At 68.5% G+C, this 14228-nt stretch carries 8 protein-coding genes and 5 pseudogenes; 11 read left to right on the top strand and 2 right to left on the bottom strand.

Annotated features, from left to right (window positions below; all coding sequences use genetic code 11):
• Positions 1-89: 89 nt before the first annotated feature.
• The 7 genes and pseudogenes from trpE to U5N23_RS02325 form a co-directional block, all read left to right on the top strand.
• On the top strand, positions 90-1589 hold the full coding sequence (trpE, locus tag U5N23_RS02295) for an anthranilate synthase component I (RefSeq protein ID WP_322591262.1): 1500 nt from the start codon (positions 90-92) through the stop codon (positions 1587-1589).
• A complete protein-coding gene (locus U5N23_RS02300) occupies positions 1589-1942 on the top strand; it encodes a chorismate mutase (RefSeq protein WP_322591496.1) in 354 nt (117 codons plus the stop codon). Before trpE ends, U5N23_RS02300 begins: the two co-directional genes overlap by 1 nt.
• Positions 1939-2523: an aminodeoxychorismate/anthranilate synthase component II gene (locus U5N23_RS02305; RefSeq protein ID WP_322591263.1), complete on the top strand. Its 585-nt coding sequence runs from the start codon at positions 1939-1941 to the stop codon at positions 2521-2523. Before U5N23_RS02300 ends, U5N23_RS02305 begins: the two co-directional genes overlap by 4 nt.
• Positions 2520-3188: a LysE family translocator gene (locus U5N23_RS02310; protein WP_322591264.1), complete on the top strand. Its 669-nt coding sequence runs from the start codon at positions 2520-2522 to the stop codon at positions 3186-3188. The genes U5N23_RS02305 and U5N23_RS02310 overlap by 4 nt, the downstream gene beginning before the upstream one ends.
• A 25-nt stretch (positions 3189-3213) precedes the next feature.
• A complete protein-coding gene (gene trpD / locus U5N23_RS02315) occupies positions 3214-4260 on the top strand; it encodes an anthranilate phosphoribosyltransferase (RefSeq protein ID WP_322591265.1) in 1047 nt (348 codons plus the stop codon).
• A 1086-nt stretch (positions 4261-5346) separates the two neighbouring features.
• Positions 5347-6146, top strand: a pseudogene (trpC, locus tag U5N23_RS02320) (indole-3-glycerol phosphate synthase TrpC).
• Between the two features lie 59 nt (positions 6147-6205).
• Positions 6206-6914, top strand: a pseudogene (locus tag U5N23_RS02325) (uracil-DNA glycosylase); the annotation flags it as partial.
• Positions 6915-6953: 39 nt separating this feature from the next.
• Here U5N23_RS02325 and U5N23_RS02330 read toward each other — a convergent pair.
• Positions 6954-7853: pseudogene (locus U5N23_RS02330) on the bottom strand (LysR family transcriptional regulator); the annotation flags it as partial.
• 226 nt (positions 7854-8079) lie between these two features.
• Between U5N23_RS02330 and U5N23_RS02335 the strand changes: the two are divergent.
• The 4 genes and pseudogenes from U5N23_RS02335 (at position 8080) to U5N23_RS02350 (ending at position 13002) form a co-directional block, all read left to right on the top strand.
• Positions 8080-9099 carry a tripartite tricarboxylate transporter substrate binding protein gene (locus U5N23_RS02335; protein WP_322591497.1) on the top strand — a complete coding sequence of 340 codons (1020 nt, stop codon included), beginning with the start codon at positions 8080-8082 and terminating at the stop codon, positions 9097-9099.
• 112 nt (positions 9100-9211) lie between these two features.
• Positions 9212-10714 (top strand): annotated as a pseudogene (locus U5N23_RS02340) (gamma-glutamyltransferase family protein).
• A gap of 1300 nt (positions 10715-12014) precedes the next feature.
• A complete protein-coding gene (locus U5N23_RS02345) occupies positions 12015-12224 on the top strand; it encodes a helix-turn-helix transcriptional regulator (protein ID WP_322591266.1) in 210 nt (69 codons plus the stop codon).
• Between the two features lie 55 nt (positions 12225-12279).
• Positions 12280-13002: a hypothetical protein gene (locus tag U5N23_RS02350; RefSeq protein ID WP_322591267.1), complete on the top strand. Its 723-nt coding sequence runs from the start codon at positions 12280-12282 to the stop codon at positions 13000-13002.
• Positions 13003-13038: 36 nt separating this feature from the next.
• Here the strand turns inward: U5N23_RS02350 and queA are convergent.
• Positions 13039-14205: pseudogene (gene queA, locus U5N23_RS02355) on the bottom strand (tRNA preQ1(34) S-adenosylmethionine ribosyltransferase-isomerase QueA).
• Positions 14206-14228 lie beyond the last annotated feature (23 nt).

Here is a 14228-nt window from a genome sequence, read left to right on the forward strand (position 1 = left end):
GGCCCTTTTGCAGGGCCGATTGAATGAACCGCAGCGCCCCCAATGCCCACTGGCGGGGACACGCGCTGTGACAGCTGGGAGCGCTCCCCGTGATCACTGAACTCGAATTCAAAAGCCTGGCCGGCGAAGGCTACAACCGCATTCCGCTCATGGCCGAAGCCTTTGCGGACCTGGAAACCCCGCTCTCGCTCTACCTGAAGCTGGCGCGCACCAAGGAGGGCGGCAAGCACAGCTTCCTGCTCGAATCCGTGGTGGGCGGCGAGCGCTTCGGGCGCTACAGCTTCATCGGCCTGCCGGCGCGCACCCTGCTGCGCGCCAGCGGTTTTGGTGCCGCAGCGCGCACCGAGGTCGTCACCGACGGCCAGGTGGTCGAGACCGCCGAGGGCAACCCGCTCGACTTCATCGCTGCCTACCAAAAGCGCTTCAAGGTGGCGCTGCGCCCCGGCCTGCCGCGCTTTTGCGGCGGCCTGGCCGGCTATTTCGGCTACGACGCGGTGCGCTACATCGAGAAGAAGCTGGAGGCCACCTGCCCGCCCGACACCCTGGGCTGCCCCGACATCCTGCTGCTGCAGTGCGAGGAGCTGGCGGTCATCGACAACCTCTCGGGCAAGCTCTACCTCATCGTTTACGCCGACCCGGCCACGCCCGAAGCCTATGCCAAGGCCAAGAAGCGCCTGCGCGAGCTCAAGGAGCAACTGAAGTATTCGGTCAGCGCCCCGGTGGTCAAACCCACCGAGAGCCACCCCGCTCAGCGCGACTTCGCCAAGGCCGACTACCTGGCCGCCGTGGACCGGGCCAAGGAGCTGATCGCCGCCGGCGACTTCATGCAGGTGCAGGTGGGCCAGCGCATCCACAAGCGCTACACCGAAAGCCCGCTGTCGCTGTACCGTGCGCTGCGCTCGCTCAACCCCTCGCCGTACATGTACTTCTACGATTTCGGCGACTTCCATGTGGTGGGCGCCAGCCCCGAGATCCTGGTGCGCCAGGAAAGCACGCCGGACGGGCAGAAGATCACCATCCGCCCGCTGGCCGGCACGCGCCCGCGCGGCGCCACGCCCGAGAAGGACAAGGCCGCCGAGGTCGAACTCATCAACGACCCCAAGGAGCGCGCCGAGCACGTGATGCTGATCGACCTGGCGCGCAACGACATCGGCCGCATCGCCAAGACCGGCACCGTGAAGGTGACCGAGGCCTTCGCGGTGGAGCGCTACAGCCACGTGATGCACATCGTGAGCAATGTCGAAGGCATCCTCAACGATGGCATGACCGCCATCGACGTGCTCAAGGCCACCTTCCCGGCCGGCACGCTCACCGGTGCGCCGAAGGTGCATGCCATGGAGCTGATCGACCAGCTCGAACCCACCAAGCGCGGCCTGTACGGCGGCGCCTGCGGCTACCTGAGCTATGCCGGCGACATGGACGTGGCCATCGCCATCCGCACCGGCATCGTCAAGAACGGCACGCTCTACGTCCAGGCGGCGGCCGGCGTGGTGGCCGACTCGGTGCCCGAGCTCGAATGGAAGGAAACCGAGCACAAGGCGCGCGCCCTGCTGCGCGCCGCGGAGCTCGTCGAGGAGGGCCTGGAATGATGGGCCGCAGCATCGACCAGGTGCAGCACTGCACCACCATGGCCGACGTGCGCCGTGAAATCGACGCACTCGACGACATCCTCGTGCCGCTCTTGGTGCAGCGCACGGGCTACATGACCCAGGCCGCGCGCATCAAGCAAAGCGACACCCAGGTGCGCGACGAGGCCCGCATCCAGGCCATTGTGGACCGGGTGCGCGAGCAAGCGCTCCGCGAAGGCGGCCAGCCCGACGTGATGGAAACCATCTATCGCGGCATCATGGAAGCCTCCATTGCCTACGAACACCGCGAGTTCGCGCGCCTGCGCGCCGGGCACGCCAGCGACGCGGGCCAGACCGCAGGGAGCGCTGCATGAAACTCTTGATGGTCGACAACTACGACAGCTTCACCTACAACATCGTGCAGTATTTCGGCGAGCTCGGTGCCGAGGTCGAGGTGCACCGCAACGACGAGATCACGGTGGACGAGATTGCCGAGCGCCTGGCCGCGGGCCAGCTCGACCGGCTGGTGATTTCGCCCGGCCCGTGCTCACCGACCGAGGCCGGCATCTCGGTGGCTGCGATCCAGCACTTCGCCGGCAAGTTGCCCATTCTGGGTGTGTGCCTGGGCCACCAGGCCATCGGCGCGGCCTTCGGCGGCAGCATCGTGCGCGCACAGCAGCTCATGCACGGCAAGACCAGCGTCATCACCACCACGCAGCAGGGCGTGTTCGCGGGCCTGCCCGAGAAGTTCACTGTGAACCGCTACCACTCGCTGTCCATCGAACGCGCCAGTTGCCCCGAGGTGCTGGCCGTGACCGCCTGGACCGATGACGGCGAGATCATGGGCGTGCGCCACAAGACGCTGGACATCGAGGGCGTGCAGTTCCACCCCGAGAGCATCCTCACCGAGCACGGCCACGCCATGCTCAAGAACTTCCTGGAGCCCCGTCCATGATCATCGAGACGCACCAACTGCTGATGTTCATCGCGGCCGGCTGGCTGCTCAACCTCACGCCCGGGCCGGACGTGCTCTACATCGTCTCGAACGCGCTGCGCTCAGGCACGCGCGCGGGCATCGTGGCGGGCCTGGGTATCACGGCGGGCTGCTTCGTGCACATCTTTGCCGCCGCCGTGGGTGTGGGCGCGCTGCTGGCCGCATCGGCCACGGCCTTCACTGTGCTCAAGTGGGTGGGCGCTGCCTACCTGCTGTGGATGGGCCTGCGCATGCTGTTCGCCAAGGCCTCCGGTGATGGTGGCAGCGGTGCCGCTATTGCAGCGGCGCAGGCCGCGCCGGCTGCGGCCGTGCCGCTGCGCAGTGTGTTCATGGGCGGTTTCTGGACCAATGTGCTCAACCCCAAGGTGGCGATCTTCTTCCTGGCCTTCGTGCCGCAGTTCATCGCGCCGGGCGCGGACAGCAAGGCCCTGGCCTTCGTGCTGCTCGGGGTGCTGTTCAACCTCAACGCCATCCCCGTCAACATGGGCTGGGCGCTGGCGGCCGGCTTCATGGCCCGCCGCGTGGGCGCCGTGCAGCGCGGCATGCACCGGCTCGACCGCATCGCGGGTGCGATGTTCATCGGCTTCGGCCTCAAGCTGGCCTTCTCGGACCGGCCGGCTGCCTGAAAAATCACGAGACGGAGACCACACCATGTCCATCACCCCCCAGGAAGCGCTGCAGCGCACCATCGAGCACCGCGAAATCTTCCACGACGAGATGCTGCACCTGATGCGCATGGTCATGAGCGGCGAGCTCTCGCCCGTCATGACGGCCGCCATCATCACCGGCCTGCGCGTGAAGAAGGAAACCATCGGCGAGATCACGGCCGCCGCGCAGGTCATGCGCGAGTTCTCCACCAAGGTCCACGTGCCCGACAGCACGCACCTGGTGGACATCGTGGGCACCGGCGGCGACGGGGCCAATACCTTCAACATCTCCACCTGCTCGATGTTCGTGGCCGCCGCCGCAGGCGCCAAGGTCAGCAAGCACGGTGGCCGGGGCGTGTCGAGCAAGAGCGGCAGCGCCGACGTGATGGAGGCCCTGGGCATCCACATCAACCTCACGCCCGAGGCGATTGCCCAGTGCATCGCCGAGGTGGGCATCGGCTTCATGTTCGCGCCCAACCACCACCCGGCCATGAAGAACGTGGCGCCCGTGCGCCGCGAGCTCGGCGTGCGCACCATCTTCAACATCCTCGGCCCGCTGACCAACCCGGCCGGTGCGCCCAACATCCTGATGGGCGTGTTCCACCCCGACCTCGTGGGCATCCAGGTGCGTGCCCTGCAGCGCCTGGGCGCCGAGCATGCACTCGTGGTCTACGGCCGCGACGGCATGGACGAGGTCAGCCTGGGCGCCGCCACCCTGGTGGGGGAGTTGAAGAACGGCCAGATCACCGAGTACGAGGTGCATCCCGAGGACTTCGGCCTGTCCATGTCCAGCAACCGCGCGCTCAAGGTGGAAACGCCCGAGCAGTCGCGCGACATGCTGATCGGCGTGCTCAAGGGCGAGCCCGGTGCTGCGCAGGACATCGTCTGCCTGAACGCCGGCGCCGCGCTGTATGCGGCCAATGTGGCGACTTCCATCGCCGACGGCCTGGCCAAGGCGCGCGCTGCGGTTGCCTCGGGTGCCGCGCTGGCCCGGCTTGAGCAACTGGTGGCGCGCACGCACGCGCTGGCAGCTTGCGCCGCAGCCGCATGAATCGCAGGACACCGCACGGTGCGGGATGTCAACGACCTCGGGGGTGGCGGGGGGGGGGCGTGTGTGTATGTACCCCGAGGAGGTGTAGAAGAGCGGTGTGAGCGTATGAGGGTATGGTCTTTTCGGGGGGGAGCTGTGGTTCCTTTTTATTATTTGTGCTTCATCTATCTATAGCGCTTGGTGGTGGATGGGGGGGGGGGTGGGAGTGGGCTGTGTGTAGGGCAGGGGGTGGTGGCGGGTGGGGGGTAGCGGGTGCGGTGGGTGGTGAGGATGGCGCTGGACATGCACCAGTCTGCACAGACAGCAGGCCCGGCAGACCCTCGGGCACGGGGATTATACGGGGAGATTCCCGGCGGTATAATAGATGATTCCTATCTTAGGGGTTGAAATTGGGAAGAAGAGAGTCGGAACAGAGGGCCGTTGTGGTGGAGGAACTGTAGGATAGATAGAAATGGATATGTATATAAACGGGTGGATCCATGGGATGATGAACGACGGCGGGCGCTCGGGTCCGGGGGGGTGGGTGGTGGATAGGTGTCGACTTACCCTCGTCTGTGCGCGACCGAGTGCCGACCGGCCGCCGGCGGCGCGCCGGGGGGGGGGGAAGGGGGGGGGATAGGGGAGGGGGGAGGGGGGAGGGAGGGGGGGGAGGGGGGAGGTGGGGGGATAGGGGGGGGGTCTTTGTGGCTGTCTGGGTGTCTCGGGGGGGAGTATGGAGGGTGTGCTTGCTCTTGTCAGGTGTGGGGGGAGGATGCGAGAGTGGGAGAGTTGGGCTGGGGTTGCTGTGGGGTTTGGGGGGGGTGGGGAGGGGGGATGGAGGGGTATCTGGGGGGTCGGAGAGGGGAGGAATGATGTTTTGAGTGTTGGTGTGGTGTGGGTGGATAAGTTGAGGATGGAGGGAGGTGGGTGATGTTGTCTTTTGGGCTGTGGCTGGAATGGACGATTGGGGAAATAAAGGGGAGTGATAGGGGGGGGATTTGAGAGGAGGGGTGGAGAGGGGAGTGTGGGGGGGGAGTGGGGGCTGGGGAGAGGGGGGGGGGGGGTGGGGGGGGGGGTGGGTGGGGGGGGGGGGTGAAGGTTGCCTCCATGAGTGACATCCTCAACAAGATCGTGGCCGTCAAGCACGAAGAAGTGGCCGCTGCCAAAAAGCGCCTGCCGCTGCCCGCCATGCGCGCCGATGCCGAGAGCCGCGTGCTCACGCGCGACTTTGAAGGCGCGCTGCGCGCCAAGATCGCCAAGGGCCAGGCGGCGGTGATCGCCGAGGTCAAGAAGGCCAGCCCCAGCAAGGGCGTGCTGCGCGCCGACTTCGAGCCCGCCGACATCGCCCAAAGCTACATGGAAGGCGATGGCAAGGTGAGCGCGGCCTGCCTGTCGGTGCTGACCGACCAGCAGTTCTTCCAGGGCAGCCCGACTACCTGAAGCAGGCCCGTGCCAGCTGCCAGCTGCCCGTGCTGCGCAAGGATTTCATGGTCGACGCCTACCAAATCTACGAGTCGCGCGCCATGGGCGCCGATGCCATCCTGCTGATTGCGGCCAGCCTGGACGACGCCCAGATGGCCGACTTCGAGGCCATCGCGCGCAGCCTGGACATGGCGGTGCTGGTCGAGGTGCACGACGGTGCCGAGCTGGAGCGTGCGCTCAAGCTCAAGACCCCGCTGGTGGGCATCAACAACCGCAACCTGCGCACGTTCGAGGTGTCGCTGGACACCACGCTCTCCATGCTCAAGGACGTGCCGGCGGACCGGATTCTGGTCACCGAGTCGGGCATTTTGAAGCCTGCCGATGTGAAGGCCATGCGCGACGCTGGCGTGCACGCCTTCCTGGTGGGCGAAGCCTTCATGCGGGCGGACGACCCGGCGCTGGCGCTTGGCGAAGCTGTTTGGTGAGGGGGCTTGTTTTGATGCTTTTGGCGCTTGTCCATAGCGCCTGAGCCTACGGTTTGACCATGAATTCACCTGCACAGACCGCCACCCAACTCCAAAGCGCCGACCCGCCCGACTGGCCCGTGGCGCCCGGCTGGCAGCCGCTGGCCGACGCCTTCTTTGCGGGCGAGCGCGGGCCAGGCGCTGCTGGCGTTTCTGCAGCAGCGCCTGGACGCCGGCGCCGCGATCTTTCCGCCCAAGCCGCTGCGCGCGCTGGAGCTGACCCCACCCGAGCAGGTGCGCGTGGTCATCCTCGGCCAGGACCCTTACCACGGGCGTGGACAGGCCGAGGGGCTGGCGTTCTCCGTCGCGCCCGGTGTGCAGTTGCCGCCCTCGCTGCGCAACATCTTCAAGGAGATGCAGCGTGACCTGGGTACGCCTTTCCCTGCCTGGCCCGAGCCGGGCGGCAGCCTGGTGAAGTGGGCGAAGAACGGCGTGCTGCTGCTCAACACCGGCCTCACGGTGGAAGAGGGCCAGGCCGCCAGCCATTCCGGCAAGGGCTGGGAGGAGCTGACCGACGCCGTGATCCGCCACGTGGCCGAGGGCGAGCGCCCGGTGGTATTCATGCTCTGGGGCGCGCATGCGCAGTCCAAGCGCGTGTGGATCCCGGCCGACCGGGGGCACCTGGTGCTCACTTCCAACCACCCCTCGCCGCTGTCGGCGCTGCGTCCTCCCGTGCCTTTCATCGGTAACGGCCACTTCGGAAAGGCGCGCGAATTCCGCCAGCAGCACGAAGGTCGTACGGATAGGTCGCCCATCACCAGGGGCTGCGGGCAGCCGCTCCCTGAGCAGGTCCAGGAAGGCCTGTGCCGCCACGGGCAGGCTGCGGCCCGCCAGGGTCTGCAGTTCCAGGTCGCGCAGGTCCATGCCCTGGTCGCCGATGGGCAGGGCCACGATGTCGCCCGCTGCCACCATGTGGCGCGCCGCGATCTCGCTGGACACCGACAGCCCACCCCCGTTCGCCACGAAGTGAAGCATGGTCTTGACGTGGTTGCTCACCAGTACCGGCGCCAGCTGCAGGCCCTGGCGGCTGCAGACGATGTCGATCATCTGGCGCACCGTGGTCTCGGGTGGGGGCAGGGCCAGCGGGTACTGGCCCATGCGCGCCAGCGTCACGCTTTTCGCCCCGGCCAGCGGGTGGCCGGGCGGCACCAGGGCCAGCACCGGTGCCCGCTGGCGGTAGGCCACGTCGATGTCCTTGTGCGGCGCGCGGCTGAAGCACAGGCCGATGTCGGCCGCGCCGCTGCGCACCGCACCGGGCACCTGGGCCGTGGGCAGGGACAGGACCTCGAACTGGATGCCCATGTGCGTGCGCTGGAACTCCACGCACAGGCGCGGCACCAGTTCGTTGGCGAATGCATCCGAGGTGGCCAGGCGCACCTGGCCCGCGCGCAGGCCCTGCAGCGCACCGATCTCGCCCAGCGCGCGCTCGGCATCGAGCACCGTGCGGCGCGCATGCGTGGCCAGGATCTCGCCAGCCGCCGTGAGCACCATGCCGCGCGGGTGGCGCTCGAACAGCGGCGTGCCCAGCTGCGATTCGAGCCCGGCGATCTGGCGGCTCAGGGCCGAGGCGGCCACATGCAGGCGGGCCGAGGCTTCGGTCAGCGAGCCGCTTTGCGCCACTTCCAGGAAGTAGCGCAGGGCGGTGTCTTGCAGGAGTTGGGCGCGCATGGGTGGCCGAGCCGGGTGTGAGGTTTGCAGTAGATCATCTAAAGCGACCGGTTTGCCATAACGGCAAAGCTGCTTGCTGATTTGCTGGTGGTCAAGTAAGGCGTGGCACATTCCTAAGATGAAGCCTGTGGCCCCCCATCCTCTGTTGTGTCCGATTTCTTTGCGGGAGTGCTTTGTATGCGTCTTTTTTCCTGGGGCCGTGGTGTGCTGGGGCCTGGCTGGCCTGATGGCGGTGTCGGCGGCGGCGCATGCGCAAGCCAGCTGGCCCGACCGCCCCGTGCGCGTGATCGTGCCCTTCCCGGCCAGCGGCGCCACCGACCTGGTGGCCCGCGTGGTCACCCAGCGCGTGGCGGCCGACCTGGGCCAGCAGCTGGTGGTGGACAACAAGCCCGGCGCGGGCGGCACCCTGGGCACGGCCGAGGCCGCCAAGGCGCCGGCCGACGGCTACACCCTGCTGCTGACCACCAGCAGCACGCACGCCATCTCGCCCCACCTGATGCCCAAGCTGGCATACGACCCGCGCAAGGACTTCACGCCCGTCGCCCACCTGGCCGACGCACCCAGCGTGCTGCTGGTGACCAACTCGCTGCCCGTGAAGACGGTGGGTGAGCTCATTGCCTACGGCAAGGCCCACCCCGGCAAGCTCAACTACGCCACCAGCGGCAACGGCACCATCGTGCACCTGAACGCCGCGGCCTTCAGCGCCCAGGCCGGCATCGAGATGATGCATGTGCCCTACAAGGGCACGGCCCTGGCCATCCCCGACCTCGTGACCGGGCAGACGCACGTGCTGTTCGACTCGCTGCCCACTGGCATGCCGCACGCCAAGGGCGGCCGCCTGCGCGCCCTCGCAGTGACCAGCGAAAAGCGCAGTGCGCTGGCGCCCGAGCTGCCCACCATGGCCGAATCGGGCCTGCCCGGGTATTCTTCGGTGACCTGGTTCGGCGTGTACCTGCCGGCCGGCGCACCGCCGGCACTGGTGGACCGCATCCACAAGGCCTTTGCCAAGGCCATGCAGTCGACCGAAGTGGCCGAAGGCCTGGCCAAACTCGGCGTGGAGCCCGCTGCGCCCAGCACGGCCGCCAAGTTTGATGCGATGGTGCAGGCCGACAGCAAACGCTGGGCGACGGTGATTCGCCAGCACAAGATAACGGTGGAGTGCAATCCGATGAGTCGCTCGCGCGGGCGGGGGGGGCGGCCCGGCGCCGCGGCGCCGCGCGAGCGGGCGGAGTCAGAACGCTCATGAATCCCCCATGGGCCTCGACTGGTCCCTTCCCTACGCCTCCCAACGCAGCGCGGTCATGGGGCGCAACGTGGTCTCCACCTCGCAGCCGCTGGCCGCGCAGGCGGGCCTGCGCATGCTGCTGGCGGGCGGCAACGCGGTGGACGCCGCCATTGCGGCCGCCATGGCCCTCACGGTGGTCGAGCCCACGGGCTGCGGCCTGGGCAGCGACGGCTTCGCCATCGTGTGGGACGGCAAGGAGCTGCACGGCCTGAACGCCTCGGGACGTTCGCCCGCCGCGTGGACACCGGCGTACTTCGCCGAGCGCGGTGGCCTGCCCGAGACGGGCTGGAACGCCGTCACCGTGCCCGGTGCCGTGTCGGCCTGGGTGGCCCTGTCCAAGCGCCTGGGCAAGCTGCCGTTTGCGCAGCTGGCCCAGCCCGCCATCGACTACGCGCGCAACGGCTTTCCGGTGTCGCCCACCATCGCCCGCCTGTGGGCGCTGGGCGCGGCCAAGCTGGGCACGCAGCCGGGTTTTGCCGAGTGCTTCATGCTCGAGTACCTGGGCGGCCGCGTGCCCCGGGCGGGCGAGGTCTTTCGCAGCGAAGCCCATGCGCGCACGCTGGAGCTGATTGCCGAGACCGAGGGCGAGGCCTTCTACCGGGGCATGCTCGCCGATGGCGCATGGTGGCCCACTCGCGGGCCCATGGCGGTGCGATGACCGCTGGACGACCTGGCCTCCCACCAGGCCGACTGGGTGGGCACCGTCAGCCAGCGGTTTGGCGATTCGGTGGTCCATGAAATCCCGCCCAACGGCCAGGGCATCGCCACGCTGATGGCGCTGGGCATGCTCGAATCCCACGGCATCGGCGGCCAGCCGCTGGACCACGTGGACACGGTGCACGCCAGCATCGAGGCCATGAAGCTCGCGCTGGCCGACCTGCACCAGTACAACGCCGACATCGATGCCATGCAGGCGGTGACGCCGCGCGACCTGCTCGACGCCGACTACCTGGCGCAGCGCGCACAGCTGATCGATGCCGCGCAGGCCGGCGACCCCGGCCACGGCACGCCACGCCCCGGTGGCACGGTGTACCTGGCTGCGGCCGATGCCTCGGGCATGATGGTCTCGTTCATCCAGTCCAACTACATGGGCTTCGGTTCGGGCGTGGTCGTGCCGGGCACCGGCATCAGCCTGCAAAACCGGGGCCATGGTTTCACGCTCACCCCCGGCCATGCCAACGAGGTGGCCCCGCGCAAGCGCCCCTCGCACACCATCATCCCGGCGTTTGCCATGCATGCCGACGGCACACCGCAGATGGCGTTTGGCGTGATGGGCGGCCCCATGCAAAGCCAGGGCCACCTGCAGATGGCCCTGCGCGTGCTGCGCTACGGCCAGAACCCGCAGGCCGCTGCCGACGCCCCGCGCTGGCGCGTGACGGGCGGCAAGGGCGTGGCCGTGGAGCCGGCATTCGATCCGGCGGTGGTCGCCGCGCTGCGTGCGCGCGGTCACGAGGTCACGGTGGAAGAGGGCAATGGCGTCTTCGCCTTCGGCGGCGCCCAGCTTGTGCTGCGTGACGGTGGCAGCTACATCGCAGGCTCCGACCCGCGCAAGGACGGGCACGCCGTCGCGTTCTGACCGGAATGGTGCGCGCAAGCAACGGATGGCGCACGCAGATGCGGCGGGAGACTTCGCCCCTGAAGGGCGCTGAGATGGCCCCCGCATGGCTTTTGGTGCAATGGAAAGCGAGTTTTCAGTTCGGCTGCGGCAGGTTTCGGCCAGGTCCATGTTGGCAGGGCGGGATGTCTCGCCCGGCTCCGTAAAACGCATCAATGTGGTCACCGTCTGCGCCGAGCGCCGCCGCGCACCGGCGGTCAAGCCGCAGGGCAGTCGCGCGGCCCGCTGTCGGCGCTGTCCAGCCCAGCGCCTTGGTGGGAGCGCTTGGCCCCTCTCGGGGGGACGAGGGTCGATGCGCCGATGGTGGGGCGGGGGTTGTCGGCCTGCAGGGCGCGAGCTGGCCGTGCTGCGAGTTCTTGCAGCGGAGCGTTCTCAGGCGTTCGGTGGGCGGCGCCGCCTGGCAGGCGCACCTGGCGCGACACGGCAACCGACAGGGCGCGTCGCCGCGCAGTTTAGGCCGGTGGGGTGGACCACGGCAGCGCGAGTGCAGAAGGGTCCGCGTCTCCAGGTCAGGCTGCGCAGCTTCCACAGCGATGACACGGGCCGCTGCCGCAGGCGAGCCGCTGCCGCAGAACAGGGGGCCAGCGAAACGGGTTGCGGATCAAATCAAATTTTGGGTAAGGCATGGTCAAAAATGTCTGTATGGCAGTACATACTATTGTTTTACAGAAAATTTGGGGCGGATGTTGATGTTGCATTCGTCTTTGTCTGCCCTCACCCGTAGAGCCCCGCGTTTGGCGGCATGACGTGGGGGCTTGTGGCGCTAGTGGGCGGTGGCGCTGGGGTCCGGCTGTCGTGGCACGGTGGGCGGCCATGGGAGCAAGGTGGCTGGGCGGGCGGATGCCGGTGACGGTGGTGCCCCGCAGGCCGCTGCTGGGCCGCGCCGCCGAGCAGGAGCTGAGTGGCGGTGGGTGGGCGTGGGTTGGAGTGCTTGCTGCAGCTGTTGGGTGCGTGTGTGCACATTTGCCGGCGTTTTGGGGGCGAGGTGTTTGGCGCGGGTGGTGGGGGTTGGCGGAGTGGGGTGGGGCTTTGGCGTGTTTGTGCGTGTGATTTCCAGGTGGGCGTGACGGCGTTGCTGTGTGGCTGGCTTCAGGGGCAGAACGGAGGGCTGATCGCGCTGGGCCTGGGATCGTTCGAGGCTCAACGTGCTGGTGGTCGGCCTCATGATGCGCTGCTGGCCCAGGCGGCCGAGGGCTGCCGCTGCAGGCGAGCCGATGCGTCGCTAACGGGGAGCAGCATGCCGTTGTTGTGACCGGATGAAATGCTGGTGCGCCGCAAGGTGAAGTCGCGCGATCGGCAGCGCACGGGGCATTCCGAGGCCAATCTTCCCCTGCTCAAAAGCGGCAAGGTCAAGGGCGTGCGCTTTGAGACCCTGGCGGCCATCTGCGACTACCTGCAGTGCCAGCCGGGCGATCTGCTGGCCTGGGTACCTGGGGATGGAGATGGGGCCGCCAGCCAAGGCGGGGCCTGAACCGTTGCCGCAGGCTGCCAGGGGGAGGCCGCGTTGGAGCCGCTGGCGCCTGGGGGTGGCCGTCGCGCTGTCGCTGGCGCTGCATGCTGCCTTGCTGGTGGTGTGGGTGAACCGAGAGCCGCGGCGCCAGCCCCGTGCGCTGCAGCCCGCCTCGGTCGTGATGCAGTGGATGGAGGTCACGGTTCTGCCACCCGCCGCGCCCGTCGCACCTGCCGCGCCCGCCGCATCGCCGCCGAGGACTGCGGTGGCGGCTGCCCGGGTGCTGCCGCGCCCTGCGGTGGGCCGTTCTGCCCCTGTGCCGACAGACCCTGTGCCGAATTCGCAGAATGCGACAGCGGTGCAATCGGAAGCAGGCCTTGCCAGCGCTGTGTTGGACGGCGCGGGCAATCAGGCCGCAGGTCGTGCATCGCTTTCAACCGCGATTGCGGCGCCTCCCCAACCTGCTGCATCCAGCCCACTGACGGCATCCGCAACACCCGCAGCACCGGCACCGTGGGAGGCTGACGGCATTGCACGTGCCCTGCAGCGTGAGCGCGCCTGGCAGCGGCGCCATGGCTCCCCGGCCTCCGAGGCCCTGGCGGTGCGGCCGCAGGCGCATGAACCCGGGCCGCCCATGGGGCAGGCCATGTCGGTGCGCGAATCGGTGGGGGCGGATGGTAGCCGTGGCTCCCGGGTCCAGGGTGCCGCTGGCACCTACTGCGTGCGCGTGCCGTCGGCCAATCGACTGCAGGATGTGGGCGCTGCGCCCCGGGTGGCCCCGGTCACCAACTGCCCGTGACGCCGCGAAACAGCACCGCGCAACGGCGCCACGGCATCAGCGCGGCGCGCTGCGCGCCAGCAGCATCGCGTCGCCATAGCTGAAGAAGCGGTACTGCTGCGCAATGGCGTGGCGGTACAGCGCCATGATGGGCTCGTAGCCCGCAAAGGCGCTCACCAGCATCATCAGGCTGCTCTTGGGCAGGTGGAAGTTGGTGACCAGCACATCCACCAGCTGGAACGCATAGCCCGGCGTGATGAAGATGTTGGTGTCGCCCGAGGCCTGACCGGCTTGGGCCCACGACTCCAGCGTGCGCACGGTGGTGGTGCCCACGGCCACTACGCGGCCGCCGCGGGCCTGGCGGCAGCTCGAGCGCCGCCAGCGTGGCTTGCGGTACCTCGTACCACTCGCTGTGCATCTGGTGCTCGCTCAGGTTCTCCGTCTTCACGGGCTGGAAGGTGCCCGCGCCCACGTGCAGCGTGACGCTGGCGCGCTCCACGCCGCGCGCGGCCAGTGCGGCCAGCACGCCTTCGTCGAAGTGCAGGGCGGCCGTGGGGGCGGCCACGGCGCCGGGCGCGCGCGGCAAACACGGTCTGGTAGCGCTGGGCTTCCTCGGCGGGGTGTCATGGTCGGTGTTTCTGCGCGCTCGATGTAGGGCGGCAGCGGCAGGTGGCCGTGGCGCGTCCATCAGCTCGTAGGGCGACTCGCCGGCGGGGCCGTGCAGCGCGAAGCGGAACAGTGGGCATCGTCCTCGGTCGGGCCAGCGGCCCAGCAGGGTGGGCATTGAAGCCGCCCGCCGGCGGCCGCCGGCCATGTGCACCACGCACCGGGCAGGGGCTTCTTGCTGACCTTCATGTGGGCCACGACTTCGTTGCCCGTACCGCTTGCGGTACCTCCTGTGTCATTGCCGGCCTCGGCCTGCAGCACGCGCTCGATCAGCAGCTCCAGCTTGCCGCCGCTGGCCTTCTCGCCAAAGATGCGCGCCTTGACCACGCGCGTGTCGTTGAAGACGAGCAAATCGCCTTCGCGCAGCAGGCCGGGCAGCTCACGAAAGATGCGGTCTACGGGCTGCATGGCGCGGCCATCGAGCAGGCGCGAGGCGCTGCGTTCGGGTGCGGGGTGCTGGGCAATGAGTTCGGGGGGCAGCGAGAAGTCGAAGTCGCTGAGGGTGAACACGCGGGAAGCGTGGGGCGCGCTGGCTGCGCCGGGGGAGAAATCAGTCATCGTGCTTGAGGGCCGGACGGGCC

The organism is Acidovorax sp. (genome assembly GCF_034519795.1).
Taxonomy (GTDB): Bacteria; Pseudomonadota; Gammaproteobacteria; order Burkholderiales; family Burkholderiaceae_C; genus Acidovorax.